Source organism: Pseudomonas akapageensis (assembly GCF_011355085.1).
GTDB lineage: Bacteria > Pseudomonadota > Gammaproteobacteria > Pseudomonadales > Pseudomonadaceae > Aquipseudomonas > Aquipseudomonas akapageensis.
This window is the reverse complement of the sequence record NZ_VXCP01000028.1, coordinates 86,249-104,069: the sequence shown is the minus strand read 5'-3', so window position 1 is coordinate 104,069 and position 17,821 is coordinate 86,249. Positions and strand designations below refer to the sequence as shown.

The window sequence follows — 17,821 nt, the reverse complement described above, 5'->3', positions numbered from 1 at the left end:
CAAGGTTCAGGCGGCGCGATGCTGCAATACTGGATGCTGTAGCCATCAGATCTAATGGTCCGCAATGAGCGCAGTCAGGTCCTGCTCTTCCCGGTTGATCAATTTCCGGTGCTTGATAGCCTCTTCCGTTTTCCGGTCTGCTTTCTGCTTCATCCGCAAGTAGAGCGCAAACGTCTCTGCGTCGGCATGGGGATTTTCGAGTAGAGCGGCAGCGGCGCTGCGTAGCTTTCGGGCTTCCTCGATGAGCTGTTTGTTGCGTTCAAGGGCGAGGTCGACACACGCAAACCCGGTATTTTCTTTCACGGGGAAGTCTCCAAACGCTCATGCGCTGGAAAAAGCGCACGTATAAATTTAGGACATGCCCCCTTCTGCTTTGACTGCAAAAATTTTGTGCTGAAAAGCGGTTTTAAAAAGGGTGTTTCCAGGGGAAAACTATCGAGAATCTCAACTGCTTGTGCAAAGAGTCGGCGCATAGCCGAGGCATCCAGCGCGCGCGGACGCAGCCTGAAGGCAGCTGCTACATCGGCCGTGGTGCGCCGAACCTTTGTAGCCGCTGCCGCCAGGCTGCGCTCGCGCGCGAAGCGGGCGCAACTCGAGTTCCACCCTATTCGACATAATTCAAGACGAATTTCTTTCTCGATTTCGATTTAAGGAATTATCCTACAGCCCGTGTCGCCCTCCTGAAGGTTGCGTCTGTTTGGTCTGCGCTCTAGTCTCGTTCGGTCGCTGCAAAATCAGCGGCCGAGTGTGCAAGCTCGAGAAAGTTCTGTTCCAAGCAGCGTCATAACCCTCTCCGGAGTACTTTCTTCGCGAAGTGTTTTATGGCGGCTGTGCGTGGGAGGCGTTCGCGCCTGCCGGGTTCCGGAACTCTCGGTCTTGCACACCTGCGCACAGCTGCCACCTCTTCGTGTGCAAGCGAAAAGTGGTAGCTCCCATCTATATAGTTCTGGAGCTTCACCATGATCAAAGTCGTTCCCGATCCACCCTCCGCAGATGACCTCTACAAAACCGTAGCCACCGCCTTCGGCACCTGTGATGCCGGGCATGGTCCCTTGTTTGCCGTGTGCGCCGGGATCAATGCTGAAGATGCGTTGCTGCACGCTTCCCTGTCGCTCAGATGCGCGCGGGAAACCATCTATCAGATCTGTATCAGCGAGACCGACGCCAATGCGGGGTTGCTGTGGTCGACCTTTCATTCCATCGAAATGGCCAAGGCGTTAGTGGATGCCGTGGTGGATGGGATTGAAACCAAGGCTGCCGCGCGTTCGAAAAAAGCCGAAAGCTGATTTCGCGTCTTTTGCTCACAATGCCTCTGCCAGCAAGGCCTGATGGTCAGGCTTGCTGGCAAGGTTGTGCAGTAATTTGCTTCAGCCCCTACCGCGCTAGTCATCCAGCTCAGATTGCAAGGCGGCCTTGAAGTCTTGTCCACCGTAAAAAACGCCCAGGATGGAAACCTGTTTGGCATCGACAGCAAAAGCAATCACGGTCCGCTTGCGATAGTTCGTGATACGTAGACCCGGCCGTATATCGTCCCGCTGGTTCCCTCGGTGCGGGAACGTCCGTAGCTCTTCGCAATGGTTTACGACGGCATCTGTATAACCTTTGGCAATGTCCGGCGATGCCTCCATGGCGATGTAGCGATAGAGCGCAGCCAGCTGTTCCAGAGCCTCCGGTGCAAACTCGACGGTATACGCCATTACGATTTTGCGGTGGCGCTCTGGTGCTCGGCCGACAACCGGGCACGCACCTGCTCGACGCTCAGCGAACGTGAGGGGTCAGCTTTCAAGGCATCGTAGGTCGGGGCAACCTGGCCAACGAGCCAGTTTTCCAGGGCTCGATCACGGGCCAGCAGTGCCCGTAGGCCATCTCGAATCACTTCGCTTTCAGTGGCATATTCACCGGCAGCCACCTTGGCTTTCACCACATCGGCCATCTGATTGGGCAGGGTGATGCTGAATTGTTGAGTGCTACGCATGATGAGATTCCCGGACAAGACAGGATTTAATCCTACTCCACTCCGAAAAATTGGCCAAGGCCCGTTGATGGAAGAACGGCAACAGCTTCAACGCATGTTCTAGCCTTCCAGTCTATGCATTGACGAAGGTGGCGAACTCTTCCAACTCCACCTTGGGCAGGCTCATCCGGTTTTCCGCCAGGCTGTTGTCGGCCCAGCCCAGAGACATCCCTGCTACCACCATCTGGTCATCGGGAAGGTTGAGTTCGGTACGCAGTACCGGGTGCTGCAGGGACCAGATCTGTTGAAGGCAGGTATCCAGGCCACGCCCCTTGGCGGCCAGCATGATGTTCTGGAGAAAGCAGCCGTAGCAGATGAAGCTGGCCCATTCCAGACGCCGATCCATCGTGAAAATGATGCCCACCGGTGCGTCGAAAAAGCGGAACTGGCGCTCGACGTCTCGACGCCGCCCGGCTAAATCGCTTCGGCAGCACCCTTGCGCATCGCCCAGTTGTCCGCGAAATGTATTGAACCGGGTCGCATAGGGCTCATGCAGCGGCTGAGGAAAGAAGGAATATTCCGGCTTCAGGCCATCGGGCGCTGCGCGATACGCCTCCACCGCGGCCGTGGTGATGCGCTCGCGTGCCTCGCCTGTGATGACATAACAGCGCCAGGGCTGGCTGTTACTCGAACTGGGCGCATACTTGGCCGCTGCAAGGATGTCCTTAACCATTTCCATCGACACTGGTTGATCCAGAAAACCACGCTTGGTACGACGTTCACGTATCAGATCATCAATGAAGGGGTTGGTCGGCATCGTTTTCGTCTCTTTGCCACAAGGTTCCTGATTTTCGCATGATCGGCCGGCGCTCCCCTCCCGGGAGCCACGCCATCAGTTGTTTGCGAGCTGAGCCACCTGGCGGGATGAAACGAGCGCCTTCAGTGACGTATCAAACTGTTTCAGCGCGTTCAATTGCAGTTCGGTTTGCTGGTCGATCTGCGCGGCGATCTCTGCTGCTGCTTTGCCATGAACCCAGACCGACGGCATTTGTTGCTCACGCGAGCCTTCGGCCTTGCCGATGTATTGCAGGTTCGAGTCGTAGAACTTGGCCATGAACCGCGCTTCAACCCGGTTGTTGCGCTTCGACACCAGACGGCTGTAAGTGTCCAGCATCACCACCACGTCAGGATGGGCTTGCACCACCGCGTCGAGGTTGTCGTAGACGGTCACCGAGGCGAACGCTTTCTGTAGCGAACCCATGAGCCAGTTGATCGCCAGTTTCGGATCGGAGCTGTTGACGAATGCGTTGCTGATGCGCGAATCCAGCGCGGGGTTCTTCGCGCCGTTCAGCGCTACAGAGTGGTACTGCTCCAGGTATTGGAGGGTGTTGAGGGTGTTTTCGCTGTAGAGCACACCGACCGATTGGGCATGCTGTAGAGCGGTGGTGCTGTCGACTATCGGCAAAAAGTGGCAGGACTGTCCGGCAGCATAAGCTGGCACAGTGGCGGTAACACTGCAGGTCAACACGGCAACAAGAGCAAGCAAGGTAGAAATTCTCATCGCGTATGTTCCTTCAGCAGACGATTCGGTACAGAGCCATCCTCCTCCTTTGCCGGAAAAACAGAACTTGCATTTCTTGATGGTAACTATTAACCAAACGAATGGTGAAAGCAGCGGTCGGCGTTGAGAATACACTCAGTGGTGTTCACTGGGCTTGAGTGGCCCCTTCGGACGCTTGGCCAGCCAGACGACTCCAATCGATAATGTCATCAGCACGGCAGCCCAGGCGTAAAAATCGTTGGTAGCCAGCATCACCGCTTGACCGTCAACCGCGCGCGAGAAGAAAGTCACCGCACTATCGGTCGACAATCCGGCGTGGACCGCTGCCGAGACGATCTCCTGCTCCGCTCCAGGGGAAATACTGGCGACCAGTTCGGCTCGGTTTGCCTTCGCCATATGCTCCCAATAGGTCTGAGTCAGTGATGACCCAAAGGCCATCGACAGTACGCGCAGAAAATTCTGCAGGCCTGCTCCGCTGGCCACTTTCTCGGCCGGCAGGTCGGAAACACCCAATGAAGTCAGCGTGATCATGCACGCAGGAATGCCCGCACCCAATACGAACATGGCAATCGCCACAGACATGAAATCGGCCTGTGTGGTCAAGTGGGCACGCATGAAGAAGGAAACTGCCAATACGCCCATACCATACGAGACGATCCAGCGCGGATCGATTTTCGGCAGCAACCGCCCAACCATCGGAGAGGTAACAACGGCAAGAATGCCCATGGGGGCCGTGGCCAGCCCCGCCCACGTCGCGGTATAGCCCATCTGCTGCTGCAGCCAGAGCGGCGTCAGAACGATATTGCCAAAGAAGATCCCGAACATCAGGCTCAACGTTACCGTAGAGACCAGCCAGTTGCGTGAGCGGAAGACACTCAGGTCAATGACCGGATTGGGATCGGTCAGCTCCCAGATGATCAGAAAGATCAGCGTAATCACTGCAACGGCGGCGCAAGCGGTGATGATGGGCGACGAAAACCAGTCCAGCTCTCGCCCTTTATCGATCATTAACTGAAAACTGGTAACGAACAGCGCCAGCAGGGCCAGACCTGTGCCATCGATACGCGACCGCCTGGTCGGTCCATCGCGCCCGCGCATCGTGCTCAGCGCGCCGAGCATCACCAGCACGCCGAACCCCACGTTAATGTGGAAGACCCATCCCCATTTCCAGTTGTCGGAGATCACCCCGCCCAGGATAGGGCCAAAAATTGGCGCAACGACAGTCGTCATTCCCCAGAGTGACAACGCGATATTCGACTTGTGCCTGGGGAAGACCGAAAGCATCAGCGTCGATGAAAGCGGAATCAGTGGACCGCCCGCCAACCCTTGCAGCACGCGAAAAAGCACCAGACTTCCCAGTGACCAGGATAAGCCGCAGCACACTGAAAACACGACGAAGGTCACGAGCGAGATCATGAACAGGCGCACTTCGCCCACCTGACGTACCAGCCATCCGGTGAGCGGGATCGTGATGGCCTCAGCCACGGCATAGGACGTGATGATCCATGTTCCCTCGGTCGTCGACACCCCGAGAAATCCCGAAATCGTGGGCATTGCGACATTGGCGATAGTGGTATCTAGCACCACCATGAAATTTGCCAGGGACAGCACGATCGCCGCGATGACCAGACTCGATCCCGAGAGGGGTGCATGTTTGGAGGCAGTCATCTCAGTGCCTCTGCGCAACTGACCGGGAGTCGGGAAGGCTGCTGATATCCACGGTGGCCTCCATGGATAGACCCACCCGCAGCGGATGGCGCATCAATTGATCGCGATCCAGGCGAATACGCACGGGAAGCCTTTGCACGACCTTGATCCAGTTTCCCGTAGCGTTCTGTGCAGGAATGGCCGCGAATGCCGATCCCGATCCTCCGGCAAATCCCTCGACGTACCCCTCGTAGACGACACGGGTGCCATAGAGGTCCGAGGTCAATTCCACACGTTGACCTGGACGCACTTCGCGCAATTGCCCTTCTTTGAAATTCGCATCCACGTAGATACGATCGATCGGAACCACGCTCATTAGCCTGATGCCCGGCTGCACCTGTTGCCCGATATCGACAGCCCGTTGCGCGACGATGCCATCGAAGGGTGCGCGCAGGACTGTGCGCTGAAGGTTGACTCTAGCCTGTTCAAGTCTGGCTTTGGCCAACAACACGGCGGGGTTGTTGTCTACGGCGGTGTCATTGATCAGCGCCGAATTCGCCTGCCGGGCACCTTTGGCGGCATCCATGGCTGCCTGGGCCGACAGGATGCGTGCGTTGGCCTGCTGGACTGTAGCGTGGGCCTGACGCAACAGTATTTGAGCGTTGGTGAACTCTTCTCGTGAAATGGCGCCTTCCTTGACCAGGTTGCGCCTGCGCCCCTCGTCGATGGCGGTTTTCTCATACAGCGCCTGCACACGAATCGCCTCACTCTTCGCGGCTGCGATTTCTGCCTTGCGCAGGTCAACCTGGCCAGCGAAGTTGACGTCATTGCCCATCAACTGACGGACTTCGCGCTGAGTGCGCGAGAGATTCGCTTCCTCTTGCTCAACCAGAAGCCTGGCGTCCGTATCGTCAAGGACGACCAGTACATCTCCGGTTTTGACCGCTTGCGTGTTATTGACTCTTACCTCTTTGACGGGGCCGCCAACAAGAGGCGTGATTTGCGCGACCTCTGCCGCCGTGTATGCGTTGTCTGTGGTGACGGACTCGCCCGTCAGCAGATACACCCAACTGCCATAGCCGACGCCGACAACCGCCAGGCCAAGCACCGAAACCAACAACAAGCGCTTGCGCCGGTTTCGTTGGCGGGACATATCTGCGGTCGGTACCGCGCCTTCCAGCTTGGATAGTGAATCGTTCATGAACTGACTTGCTCCGTCACTGACACGTCGTTGAACGCTGTCGAGGGCCTTCCCTCCACATCAATCTAAACCGATCGGTTCGATTAAGTCAAAGCCACCATGAATAGATTGATGAATATTAATAAATACGCACATGTTCTGGAGTTGACACGTCGTACCGATGGGTTTACTTTTTCCAAACCTCCCGTTCAATCAGCTTTCGTATCAAGGTCACGGTCAATGTCCACTTCGATAACGTCCCCAAAGCCATCAAAATCACAGCCCGCCTTGTCGGCAGCCGGGACGGACAAGGCCAGCAGGGTCGTTTCAGGAGCGCGCGAAATATTTCTGGCGCATGGCTTCAGTGCGGCGACGACGGATATGATCCAGCGAGCTGCGGGCGTCTCGAAATCGACGGTCTATGCCTACTACCCGACAAAAGAAGCGCTTTTCGAAGCAGTCGTTGAGGCGGAATGCGAAAAGTCCCTGCAGGCCGTTCGCGAGATCACGCTTTCAGAAGCTGATATTCGCGAGGTCCTGACCGCACTGGCGCGAGCCTATATGGGAATTTTTCTTGCGCCGGCCGGGCTTGCATTGTTCCGGGTCATCATTGGCGAGGCCCCCCGGTTTCCTCAGTTGGCGAGGCGGTTCTATCTTGTAGGCCCGCAAACGATGAACGGGATCGTTGCGCGGCATCTCGAGAAAGCATGCCAGGCAGGTGAGCTGGACGTAGCCAGCGTGGGGCTGGAAGCAGCCGCTGCCACGTTCAACAATCTTGTACGCTCGGAGGCGCATATGCAGTGCCTTACACACCCCTCTTCAACCCCCTCGGCAGCGCAGCAGGATCACTGGATCAATCTTGCCGTTCAGACATTCCTGCGGGCCTTCGGCACATGTGCAATCCAGGCAAAAAGACCTCTCGCCCCTTGATCAGGGTCAGTCCCAAGCCGTTGCAAAGCGTTCTGGCCTGGCTGGTCAGTCTGAGCGTGGCGTGCGGGATCATCATTGACACCCGAACTGAAACCGACCTTGCCACCACGCTGTTCTGCATCATGTTGCTGTTGATGGCGATCAACCTGTTTTCGATCAACGTAGTGATTGTGGGGGCCAAACAAACCGAAGAAGCGCTGTTCCGCGCCCAGACCCAATTGGCCCACGTCAATCGCGTGACATCCCTGGGCGAACTGGCAGCGTCCATCGCCCATGAAGTGAATCAGCCGCTGGCGGTGATCACCAGCAGTGGTGCCGCCTGCCGCAATTGGCTCAGCCGGCCGGTCCCGGACCTGGACGAAGCACGCAAATCACTCGACCGGATCATCAACAGTTCCAGCCGGGCGAACGAGATCACCAGCCGGGTCCGGGCGTTGTCGCGCAAGTGCGATCCGCTACGCCAGACAGAGTCACTCGATGACATCGTCCGCGATACCCTGAGCCTGGTCCGACACGAATTGGCACACCACAAGATCAGTCCGAAAATCGACCTGGCAGCCTTTACTGGCCAGATCAGTGCTGATCGCGTGCAGCTGCAACAAGTCATCATCAATTTGATCATCAACGCTTGTCATGCGATGAACGCGGTGCAGGTATGCGAACGGACTCTCTACGTTCGCACCTGGGTGAAGGACAGCGAGGTCGTGCTGGAAGTGGCCGACCAGGGCTCGGGTATCCCTGCCAATATCCTGCCTCACGTGTTCACTCCGTTCTTTACCACTAAAGAAAACGGCTTGGGCCTGGGACTTTCCATCTGCCGATCGATCATCGATTTTCACGATGGGCGTATATGGGCAACCAGCGCAACCGGCAAGGGCAGTGCGTTTCTGTTTGCACTACCCGTGCTTGTCACCAGCGAGTCGAGCTGAACCCACCGACCAAACGACTGCATGTCCAACCTCCCCCTTCGGAACAAGCAATGAACGAACCACGCCCCACTGATAAAACCGCTAACAGTGAGCCAATCGTTTTCGTCGTGGACGATGATGAGCCACTGCGCGAATCGATCGGAAGCCTTTTGCGCTCCATCGGCTTGCGAGTCGAATTGTTCCGCTCGGTCGCAGACTTCATGAAATACAACCGTTCGGATGCTCTCAGCTGTCTGGTGCTGGATGTGCGGCTGCAAGGCAGCAGCGGCCTGGATTTTCAGAGCTATCTGGCTGCGTCCGGCATCAACATACCGATTGTGTTTATAACCGGGTACGGCGATATCGCCATGACGGTGCGAGCAATGAAAGCCGGAGCGGTAGACTTTCTGACCAAGCCCTTTCGCGAGCAGGACTTGATCGATGCGGTTTGCGCCGCCCATACACGGGACAAGCTGCAGCGGGAGTCCGAGCGTTATACCGATAATTTGCGTATGCGCTACACGACGCTGACAGCGCGGGAACGAACGGTCATGGCGTTGGCCGCTTCGGGTTTGATGAACAAACAGATTGCCGGGGAAATAGGGCTGAGCGAAATCACGGTAAAGATACACCGTGGCCATGCCATGCGAAAAATGGGTGCACGTTCATTTGCCGATCTGGTGAGGATGGCCGAGGCTATCTCAGCCGCTCCAGTTGATTGACTATACGCGCACCGGCCTGTTGCAGAGATGATGGCTGCCACTTCCCGCGCTGAAGTATTTCACTTCCTTTGCAACAGCCAGTGCAACAACCCGCTTTTCTTGATCTCCACGGGCTTTTGCATGACCACGGCCTGGCGGATTTCCTGGCGCTGATCCTGCAGATTGCTCAGGGCCGTTTTCAAATCACCGAGGCGCTCCAACTGGTTGTCGAGCGTGGTTTTTTCAATCCGAAAAAGCCGGCCACTGGTGATACTGCGAAACTCTCCTCGCGAGCTGCTTGCAGTGAGAATCCCCTCTTCACCCATGACCTCTGCCGGCCCCAGGCGCACGGCTTCAATCAGTTTTTCACCGTCGTGAATCGAGACGGAAACCACCCCGGTACTGATAATCATCAGGCAATCGGCAACCTCACCGAAGGCAAGAATGACCTCATCTGCCTGATAGTCCACCGGGATCATTTCGCAGGCGAGTTGATCTCGCTCTTCGCTGCTCAGTGAGCGAAAAATGCGCACGTCCTCCAGCAACTGGCGTTGACGGCTCCAGGGCTGATTGTCCTGACCGCTGCCCCAGGAGACACCTGCGGCCTGGAGATGACGATGGGCGAGGTCGAACATCAGGTTGCACACTTCGGTCTTTCGCTTTTCCGAATCTATATAACCCTTGAGTTCGTACTCGGTGCATGCAAGTTGCGAGCTTTTTACCGAAACTTTAGCGGAGAGATCTGGTAACAATTCCTGGGTCCCGCGCAAGGTTTTTTCCAGTGCATCAATGACGCGGCGTGGACGCACGCTGCTGGGTACTGCAATGATCACACTGACCCCATGTACGTTCCCGGGACGACTGAAATTGATAATTCGCGCTTTCGCTGCCAAAGAGTTGGGCACCACCGCCATGCCGCCCATATCGGTTATCAAATGTGTCGAGCGCCAGTCAATCTCGACCACCTTCCCCTGGGTACCATCAATGGAAATCTGATCATCCAGTTGGTAAGGCTTGGTGGTGTTGATCACGATGCCTGAAAACACATCGCTCAATGTGCTTTGCAGCGCCAGACCAATAATGATCGCCATCGCCCCGGATGTCGCCAGCAAGCCCTTGACCGGGAGCTGCAAGACATAGGCCGCGGCGCCGACAATGCCGATCAGAAAAATCAACCCGCCCATCAGATCGTAGAACAATCGAGCGCTTTGGCCGCCGCGAGAAATCAAGCCATTGCCCAGGATCACGGTCAGTACTCTGGCCGCAAACAGCCACCAGGAAATGCCCAATACCGTGGCCACCAGGTTCAGTATGGGGTCCTCTGGCCAAAGTGGTGGTTGCAAGGGGCTGATGCCGGCAGCCGTCATTACCAGGCAAAACATCACAAAAAAACCGGTGCGCACGCACACTCGCAGGTTACGCCGCGAGGCACCAATGAACTGCCAGAGTGACAGTTCAATCAGTATGAGGGTGAAAGCGCAGATCAGGGGATGAGCCTGCAGGAATGTGAACATGAATGTTTTCTCCGGCGAGCTGTACGCTATTTCCATTAATAAATAGATTAGCGTTCATGGGAGAAAAACCGCGAAGGCACTTGGAAGATCTGGGCGGTTCAAGCCACGGCGCAAGCCAATGGCTCAACAGAGCCCGGTGCCATCTGCCGCTCTGCCTGCTCGGAAAGATGTACGCTGAATCGCGAGCGCAACCAGCATTCGCCCGGATCGCTGTGAGTCGCCCCGCGCCAGACCATGGACAGCTCCTGGGTACACAGGTCCAGAGGTGCGAACTCGGCTCTCAACCCATCCACCACCGCCATGGCCCGGGCGACGTAATCCGGCACGATGGCGATCATGTCGCTGTCGGCGAGCAATACCGGCAAAGCGCTGAACTGGGGTACCGCCAGCACAACTTTGCGTTGCCGGCCGATCAGGCTCAGGGCGCGGTCGGAGTCATCGATAACATTGCCCATCGAAGACACGACCGCGTGAGGACGACGGCAGAATTCGTCCAGCCCCAACTCACCAGCCTGTGAGTCGGCCCGCAGCAGCATGGGGTGAGTTGCCCGCAGACTTTTGCGCCGGGCATTGGCCGGCAGGTCCAGGGTGTGGCTGATACCCAGGGAAACCTCTCCGGACGCCAGCATGCGGGACATCTGCCAATGATCGGTCCGATGCACCACCAGCGTTATGTTCGGTGCTTCGGTGCGCAGATGCCGGAGCAAACCCGGCAGCAGCGCGTATTCGACATCGTCCGAGAGCCCTATATGGAAGGTCGCTTCACTGGCGCAGGGATCGAACGCCTGGCAGCGACTCAACGCGACAGCAATGCTATCGAGCGCCGGCGTCAGGTTGGAATATATTTCTTCGGCACGTGCAGTGGGCTCCATCACGCGCCCCGAGCGTATGAACAACGGGTCATTGAACATCAACCGCAAACGTGCCAGGGCGCCGCTGATGGTGGGTTGGGTCAGAAACAGCTTTTCGCCGACACGACCAACATTTCGTTCATGCATCATGGCTTCGAATACAACCAGCAGCTTGATGTCAGCACGACGCAGGTCACTTCTGTTCATCATTTTCGCCACCCGGGCGCAAGGCCGCTTGAGTCAGTGGATTTGAACGACGCCTCGCCCATTCCAATAGGCCGGAGCGGCGGTGCGCGGTGTGTGAACAGGTTATGTACGCGGTCGCGGGACGTCACTCCTACTTCGGGACAGCGCATTAATGCCTTGGCTGTGCTCCTCCATACTTCGGTATGCCGCAGGTAAACCCACTGACTAACCGGACGTCCGGAGGTAGGAGTGTCACATGGCCGGCGCGCGCTTAATGTGGTCCTCATCGAAAGGAACACATCGTTGCGCTACCGCGCGCCCATGAGGACGGTTGCCATGAATCCCCGACAAGAACCGCTCGCCGCCAGTCATACGTTTCGTGTCAGCCACTATGGTGCACACACATCACTGGTCAGGGCCGACCGGATCGAGATGGTCGATCTGCTGCAGGATCACCTCTCCACCGCACTCGATATGCTGGCCCAAGTCAAGCTGGGCCAACAGAGGTTGCGCAATGTCAGCTTCATCGCGGTCCAGCAACTGTTCCATCGTATCGCCAGCGCCAACCTCGACTATGTCGAGTTCATCACCCTGCGGATTCGCGACCTCGGTGGTTTCACCGAGCCCGCGATGCTGATGAGCGCGCTCTACTGCGACAACGAAACTCGAAAATCGCAGCCTTTTGGCGCGTGCATCCAGTGCATTCACCAAGGAGCGAGTCAATTGTGCGCACTGGGTGCAAGGCTCGGTTTTTACCGCGACCGCGCCATTGGCGGCAAGGACGGCGCCAGTATCCGTTTCATTGAAGAATGTGTGTGGCGTACCGTCTGCTTTACCTCACTGATTCAGGACAACCTTCCCTCGGGGAATCCCCCATGAACAGTGTGAACCGCGACGTTGCGGCAGCGTCGCGGCGTGTTGACTGCTGTGTTGCAGACCTAGACGGAAATCGGCTCCAGCCGGGAGAGCAACTCCTCCTTGCGCTCGCTCAGCCAGGATGGCAGTTGGAACTCGGAACCCAACTGGTCTTGCGGCTCATCGATGGTAAAGCCGATGTCGGTGGTGGTTGCCTCGAACATCACCCCGCCCGGCATCTTGAAGTACATGGAACGGAAGTAATTGCGATGCACCGATTCGGAGGTGTCGATATGCCCCATCGCCATCAGCTTTTCTTTCAACACCATTTGCTGCTCGACGTTGTCCACGGCGAACGCGACGTGATGGATCGTGCCTTCCCCGTAGATCGATGAGCCTTGCAGACGATCGGGTTCATGCTGGAATTCGACGATGGTTCCCAGTCCGCCAGTACCTGATTCACAACGGTGGTAAGGACCCTCTTCGGCTGCATGGCGAAAGCCCAGGGCTTCCTGCATGAAGATGATCGATTCCGCCACTTCACGCAGCGACAGCGTGATGCTGTGCACGCCACGGATGGCGAACTCTTCTGGAATATCACTGGCGATGCACGGTGGACGGGTGTCCTGATCCGTGGCCACCAGATCGAACTCGATGCCGCACGGATGCTGAAAGCGCTGGCGCGTTTCGCCGAAACGCGACACCACTTGCTGGGCGAATGGGACGCCTTTGGCGGCGAAACGGGCCCGCCAGAATTCCAGGGCGTGCTTGGGAACGGAATAGTTGATGACCTTGATCTGGCCAGAACCCGGACGGGCTTTCACGCCCCTTTGCTTGAAGGGGAACGAGGTCACGAGGGTACCCGCATCCCCTTTGGCGTTGCCGTAATACAAGTGGTAGATGGGGTCGTCACCGTCAAGCAGGACCGTCTTCTTGACCAGGCTCTGTCCCAGCAGCTTCACGTAAAAGTCCACATCCTCTTGCGCGCCGGCGACACCGGCAGTCAGATGGTGAAAGCCTTTTATGGTTGGCATGTAGTTCTCCTGTTTTTGTTTGGCCGAGCAAAGGCCGCCACGGCTGTCAGCGCGGCTGGCGGCTGGCGGCTGCGTGATTGTTGCTGTCGTTATGCTGGGCTGAGAAGGCGCTGGGCTTGTACGCAGGGTTCCGGATTCGTGAACTATGGCGAAACGGTATAGGTGAGAGCCCCACGGCTTTCATCCCGCGCACAATGTCCTTGACGGAGTCAACTCGCGGGTCCTAACTAGTTCATCCATGCGAATCAATGGCGTTGCGGCAATACCCAATCTGCCCCATGACTACCTTTGTGATTGCCGCCAGCCAATCAACCGCGAGTTGCTGGCATGAAGTGCAGAGCGCTCGCCACACTCCGATAGAAGCACCCTGCGGTGCACCTTCACATTGGAGGCACTCCCATGAAAATTGTCGTAATCGGCGGAACTGGCCTGATCGGGTCTCAGGTCTGCAACAACCTTCGCCAGCAAGGGCATGACGTCCTGGCAGGCGCACCGAGTACTGGCGTCAATGCCGTCACTGGCGAAGGCCTTCAGGCGGCGCTGGTGGGCGCCGAGGTCGTGGTCGATGTCGCAAATTCGCCCACATTCGATGACGCCCCGGCCATGGCATTCTTCGAGGAATCCGGGCGCAATCTGTTTGCCGCAGAGAAGGCTGCCGGGGTGAAACACCATGTCGCCCTGTCCGTGGTCGGCACCGAGCGCTTGCTCGCCATGGGCTACTTCCGGGCCAAATTGGCCCAGGAGAAACTCATCGAAGACTCCGGCGTGCCCTACTCCCTCCTACGGGCCACGCAGTTTTTCGAGTTCATCGGCGCCATTGCCGAAACCTGCGCCCAGGGCAACAGCATTCGTCTGCCCGCCGCCGCCTTTCAGCCGATCGCTTCGGCCGACATCGCGGCGACACTGGCGAAGATCGCCGTGCAACCACCCAGCAACCGGATGGTCGAGGTGGCCGGGCCTGATAAACAGCCCATGACCTGGTTCGTCAAAGCCTACCTGCAACAAAAGAACGATCCGCGCGAGGCGATCGCGGACCCCGCGGCCACCTACTTCGGCGTACCGATCGATGACCAGTCGCTGACGCCCGGCGCCAATCCGATAATCGGCCCCACCCACTTCGAGGCCTGGCTCAAGAACACTGCCGCTGCGCGCTAGCCGCAAGGCCGACAGATGACGACTGCGCTACAGATCGCCACCAGCCGGTCTTCTACAATCCTGTCGACGGCTTCAGCCGTCTTCCAGGCATTTCAAATGAGGAGAGTTGCATGCAAATTCATCATCTCTTCGTCCTGCTGCCCCTGGTGTGCAGCGGGATCGTCATGGCCCAGGACAAGGCCGCCACCGCGCCGCCCCCAACCGTCGAAAAAGTGATGGTCAAACCGCTTCCCGACTACCCCGGAAAGGAAGTGCTGATGCTCACAGTGGAGTTTCCGCCTGGCGGTGCCGATCCTGTACATCGTCATGACGCCCATGGCTTTATCTATGTCCTCGAAGGCTCCATCGTCATGGGCGTGGCGGGTGGCAAGGAAGTCACGCTGACGCCTGGGCAAAGCTTTTATGAAGGACCAGAAGACGTGCACACGGTTGGACGCAACGCCAGCCAGGACAAGCCCGCGAAGTTTGTGGTCTTCCTGCTGAAGGATGCAAACAAGCCAGCCGTGATTCCCGTCAAATGACTGGAATCACGGGCCGGGAATATGCGCGTCGGCGAGTAGCACGGGAGCTACGAGTGCTCGTCGCGCGCTTTCGCGTATCGCGCGAGTCCGATCTTGATGCCGACCAATACAGGGGCCGCAACGACAAATAGCAGGGCCACTGCGAAGAACGCGGTATCGAAAGCAATCACCGAGGCCTGACCTGAGACGACCTTGCCCAGCAGGCTGGTAGCTGCCCGGCCTGCGGCGACTTGATCCATGCCCTTCCCCGCCAGCATCGCCGCAGTGGTGGTCAGCCGTTCGATGAGCGCATTCCCCCCAGGGGTGATGTTGGCACCGAGGACCGCGCCGTTGATGACGATGTGATGCTCGATCAGAGTCTGTAGTCCCGCAACGCCCATCAAGCCACCCAATTGCCGCCCCGTATTGAACAGGCCGATTCCGTAGGCGAGGTTGCGGCTGTTGAGGTGGGTGAAGGCGATCAGCGTGATCGACAGAAACAGGAAGCCCAGACCCAGGCCGCGCAGCAGGATGGCCGTCATCATGTCGTCGGCGCCGCTTTCGCTGGTGGAACCGGACAGCATCCACATCGCCCCCATGATCAGCAGGATGCCAAAGGGCACAGTAGCCACAGGTGGAACGTGGCAAGCCTTGAAGAGAAAGGCCGCAATAAGCAGTGAGCCGATAAAAAAACCGCCACTGGGCAACAGGAGCAGGCCGGCATCGGTCGGCGTAAACGCGAGCGCCGACAGGGCGAACGCCGGAATCAGGTATGCGCTGCCGAACAACGCGGCACCGGCAACGAAACTGACGCAAAAGGCAAAGGTGAAATCGCTCGATTTGAACACCGTGAAATCGAACAGCCCCTGGCCTTTGGCCAACACTTGCTGGCCGAGAAAGACCAGCAGCGAAGCGATGCCGATTGCCGTCAGCCAATGGATGCGCGGCTCCTCGAACCAGTCCCAGCGGCTGCCTTGGCTGAGCACGTAGGCAAAACAGAACAGGGTCGCAGAGATCAGTGAGAACCCGAGCCAGTCAAAGGGCCGTTGCCGCACCTTGGCGGGCACCGGGTGTTGTGCGATGAGCAAAAGGCCGGTTGCCGCCAGGGCCAGCGGCACCACGCTGAAGAAAATCCAGGTCCAGGACTGGCTGTCGATCAACCATCCTTGCAGGGCCGGTGCGAGGGTCCCGGGCGCGACCACGGAGCCCATGGCGAACAGAGCTTGCAGGATTGGCTGCAGCGCGCGCGGATAGGCACGAAAAATGATCGCCTGGCCCGCCACCAGCAGGGCGCCGCCGGCGATACCTTGAATGATACGCAGTGCAATCAGCAGGTCCAACCGTGCGGTGATGGCGGCCATGCAGCACGCCAGGCCCATGGTCAGGGTTGCGCCGATGATCACATTACGCGGACTGAAACGCTGCAACAGCCAAGGGGCGGTCATGAACCCGATCAGCTTGAGCGCGAGGTAGCCGACATCCAGCCAGGCGAACTCGTCAGGCGTTGCATAGGTGTCACCGATAATATCGCCGCGCCCAAGCGCCAGCACGGTGCCGGCGATCGCTTCCGTCAGCGTAGCCAGCACGATGCCCACCATGAGCAGTACGCCGGTCCTGGTTTTGGTGCTGCCCGGCGTGGCGCTGGCAAGCGTGTTCATGAGCCTTCCCCTTGCGTCACTTCCACCCGGGCGGACAGGCCTGGCACGATGCGCCCCGGTAATGGGTTGTCAGCCAGGCGGATCTTGACCGGAACGCGTTGCACGACACGCACAAAGTTCCCTGTTGCGTTGTCTGCGGGGAGCAAGCTGAACGCCGAGCCACTGCCCGGCGCAAAGCTGTCGACCACGCCAGCCAATGCCGTGTTGGGGTAGCCATCGACCGTGATGCGCACGTGTTGACCGGGGTGGATGTGTTCGAGCTGGGTTTCCTTGAAATTGGCCACGATCCACACGTCGTTGACCGGCACGATATCGAGCAGGGAAACGCCCGGCGTCACGAAGCGGCCGAGACGAATCTGGCGATTACCGACCACACCATCCACAGGCGCGTGCACCACGGTGTGGTCGAGCTCGATCTGGGCGAGATCCCGCGCGGCCTGTGCTTGCAAAACGGCGGCCACAGCAGCCTCTTTTTCAGCCTCAAACACGGCAATTGTCTGTTGTTGCGCCTCGACCGTTGCCAAAGCGGCCGAAACCGAGGCCGCGGCTCTGGATTGCGCGGTGCCTGTTTCATCCACCAGGGCCTGACTGACCGCGTTGGTGACGATCAATTTGCGGCTGCGATCGTGGGTCTTGGTTGCCAGGCTCATATCGGCGCTGGCCGAGCGTCTTTGGGCTTCGGCCTGCCGGATCAGCGCACGCTGCAGCTGGATCTGCGCATCGACATGGGTCAGGCGCGCCTGGGCAGCGCTGACATTGGCCACAGCTCGCGCAAGTCTGGCGCGATAGTCGCGGTCATCGATGCGGAACAACACGTCGCCAGCACGGACGGCCTGGTTGTCTTCGACCTCTACCGCGGTGACATAACCGGCGACCTTGGCGGCGAGCGAGGTGACATCTCCACGCACATAGGCGTTATCGGTAGAGGTCACGCCACTGAAAATCGCCATGGTCCCCCACGCCGCCACGAACACCACGGCTCCCACGCACAGCAAAATGCCGATAATCTTGCGCTTGCTTCGCCGCGCCACGACGACAGGGCTCCCGGAGCCTGCGTCGGCGACATTGGCGGCCTTGTCCTGGAGCGAGTTCATGTTGTCATTTCCTGTTCAATGCCTGGGACTACAGCAGCCACGGGGCGGCAGTGACCTGCCGCCGGGCTGTCGAGCATTCATGGGCGTCTGATC

General features: G+C 58.3%; 19 protein-coding genes. 7 read left to right on the top strand and 12 right to left on the bottom strand.

The genetic code is table 11. The features are described 5' to 3' along the window. Window positions 1–51: 51 nt before the first annotated feature. Entirely contained in the window at window positions 52–303 is a 252-nt protein-coding gene (locus F2S13_RS18630) for a hypothetical protein (RefSeq protein ID WP_166363424.1), read from the bottom strand. A gap of 656 nt (window positions 304–959) precedes the next feature. On the opposite strand from F2S13_RS18630, the gene F2S13_RS18625 reads away from it, so the two are divergent. After that, window positions 960–1,286 carry a DUF3077 domain-containing protein gene (locus F2S13_RS18625; protein ID WP_166363422.1) on the top strand — a complete coding sequence of 109 codons (327 nt, stop codon included), beginning with the start codon at window positions 960–962 and terminating at the stop codon, window positions 1,284–1,286. A gap of 96 nt (window positions 1,287–1,382) precedes the next feature. On the opposite strand, the gene F2S13_RS18620 is transcribed toward F2S13_RS18625, so the two are convergent. From F2S13_RS18620 to F2S13_RS18595, 6 genes are all read right to left on the bottom strand, one after another. After that, complete coding sequence (locus F2S13_RS18620) at window positions 1,383–1,697, bottom strand: type II toxin-antitoxin system RelE/ParE family toxin (RefSeq protein WP_166363420.1); 315 nt, start codon at window positions 1,695–1,697, stop codon at window positions 1,383–1,385. Continuing rightward, window positions 1,697–1,975 carry a ribbon-helix-helix domain-containing protein gene (locus tag F2S13_RS18615; protein WP_166363418.1) on the bottom strand — a complete coding sequence of 93 codons (279 nt, stop codon included), beginning with the start codon at window positions 1,973–1,975 and terminating at the stop codon, window positions 1,697–1,699. The genes F2S13_RS18620 and F2S13_RS18615 overlap by 1 nt, the downstream gene beginning before the upstream one ends. A 112-nt stretch (window positions 1,976–2,087) precedes the next feature. Next, the gene (locus tag F2S13_RS18610) at window positions 2,088–2,771 is read right to left on the bottom strand and encodes a nitroreductase (RefSeq protein WP_166363416.1); all 684 of its coding nucleotides are present in this window, start codon (window positions 2,769–2,771) and stop codon (window positions 2,088–2,090) included. A 75-nt stretch (window positions 2,772–2,846) separates the two neighbouring features. Next, window positions 2,847–3,515 (bottom strand): ATPase, encoded by a 669-nt coding sequence (locus tag F2S13_RS18605; RefSeq protein ID WP_166363414.1) that lies wholly within the window; start codon window positions 3,513–3,515, stop codon window positions 2,847–2,849. 135 nt (window positions 3,516–3,650) lie between these two features. Beyond that, window positions 3,651–5,183 (bottom strand): DHA2 family efflux MFS transporter permease subunit, encoded by a 1,533-nt coding sequence (locus F2S13_RS18600; protein ID WP_166363412.1) that lies wholly within the window; start codon window positions 5,181–5,183, stop codon window positions 3,651–3,653. 1 nt (window position 5,184) lies between these two features. Further along, window positions 5,185–6,363, bottom strand: coding sequence for an HlyD family efflux transporter periplasmic adaptor subunit (locus F2S13_RS18595; RefSeq protein ID WP_166363410.1), 1,179 nt, complete (start codon window positions 6,361–6,363; stop codon window positions 5,185–5,187). Window positions 6,364–6,474: 111 nt separating this feature from the next. Between F2S13_RS18595 and F2S13_RS18590 the strand changes: the two genes are divergently transcribed. Genes F2S13_RS18590 through F2S13_RS18580 form a run of 3 tightly spaced genes read left to right on the top strand, consistent with a single transcriptional unit; the run spans window position 6,475 to window position 8,902 of the window. Next, on the top strand, window positions 6,475–7,272 hold the full coding sequence (locus F2S13_RS18590; RefSeq protein WP_246237935.1) for a TetR/AcrR family transcriptional regulator: 798 nt from the start codon (window positions 6,475–6,477) through the stop codon (window positions 7,270–7,272). Next, entirely contained in the window at window positions 7,269–8,201 is a 933-nt protein-coding gene (locus F2S13_RS18585; protein ID WP_246237934.1) for a sensor histidine kinase, read from the top strand. The genes F2S13_RS18590 and F2S13_RS18585 overlap by 4 nt, the downstream gene beginning before the upstream one ends. A gap of 50 nt (window positions 8,202–8,251) precedes the next feature. Further along, entirely contained in the window at window positions 8,252–8,902 is a 651-nt protein-coding gene (locus tag F2S13_RS18580) for a response regulator transcription factor (protein ID WP_166363406.1), read from the top strand. Between the two features lie 59 nt (window positions 8,903–8,961). Here F2S13_RS18580 and F2S13_RS18575 read toward each other — a convergent pair whose 3' ends face one another. Both F2S13_RS18575 and F2S13_RS18570 read right to left on the bottom strand, forming a co-directional pair. Then, entirely contained in the window at window positions 8,962–10,395 is a 1,434-nt protein-coding gene (locus F2S13_RS18575) for a mechanosensitive ion channel family protein (protein ID WP_166363404.1), read from the bottom strand. A 98-nt stretch (window positions 10,396–10,493) separates the two neighbouring features. Then, window positions 10,494–11,453: a LysR family transcriptional regulator gene (locus F2S13_RS18570; RefSeq protein ID WP_166363569.1), complete on the bottom strand. Its 960-nt coding sequence runs from the start codon at window positions 11,451–11,453 to the stop codon at window positions 10,494–10,496. A 282-nt stretch (window positions 11,454–11,735) separates the two neighbouring features. Here F2S13_RS18570 and F2S13_RS18565 point away from each other — a divergent pair, with 282 nt between their 5' ends. Continuing rightward, the gene (locus tag F2S13_RS18565; protein ID WP_166363402.1) at window positions 11,736–12,311 is read left to right on the top strand and encodes a ferritin family protein; all 576 of its coding nucleotides are present in this window, start codon (window positions 11,736–11,738) and stop codon (window positions 12,309–12,311) included. A 59-nt stretch (window positions 12,312–12,370) separates the two neighbouring features. Here F2S13_RS18565 and F2S13_RS18560 read toward each other — a convergent pair whose 3' ends face one another. Beyond that, window positions 12,371–13,321: a ring-cleaving dioxygenase gene (locus tag F2S13_RS18560; RefSeq protein ID WP_166363400.1), complete on the bottom strand. Its 951-nt coding sequence runs from the start codon at window positions 13,319–13,321 to the stop codon at window positions 12,371–12,373. Between the two features lie 399 nt (window positions 13,322–13,720). Between F2S13_RS18560 and F2S13_RS18555 the strand changes: the two genes are divergently transcribed. Then, window positions 13,721–14,476, top strand: a complete 756-nt coding sequence (locus F2S13_RS18555) for an SDR family oxidoreductase (protein WP_166363398.1) — start codon at window positions 13,721–13,723, stop codon at window positions 14,474–14,476. A 110-nt stretch (window positions 14,477–14,586) separates the two neighbouring features. Beyond that, on the top strand, window positions 14,587–14,997 hold the full coding sequence (locus tag F2S13_RS18550; RefSeq protein WP_178119027.1) for a cupin domain-containing protein: 411 nt from the start codon (window positions 14,587–14,589) through the stop codon (window positions 14,995–14,997). A gap of 47 nt (window positions 14,998–15,044) precedes the next feature. On the opposite strand, the gene F2S13_RS18545 is transcribed toward F2S13_RS18550, so the two are convergent. After that, on the bottom strand, window positions 15,045–16,634 hold the full coding sequence (locus F2S13_RS18545; protein ID WP_166363396.1) for an MFS transporter: 1,590 nt from the start codon (window positions 16,632–16,634) through the stop codon (window positions 15,045–15,047). Beyond that, on the bottom strand, window positions 16,631–17,728 hold the full coding sequence (locus F2S13_RS18540) for an HlyD family secretion protein (RefSeq protein WP_166363394.1): 1,098 nt from the start codon (window positions 17,726–17,728) through the stop codon (window positions 16,631–16,633). The genes F2S13_RS18545 and F2S13_RS18540 overlap by 4 nt, the downstream gene beginning before the upstream one ends. Between the last annotated feature and the right edge of the window lie 93 nt (window positions 17,729–17,821).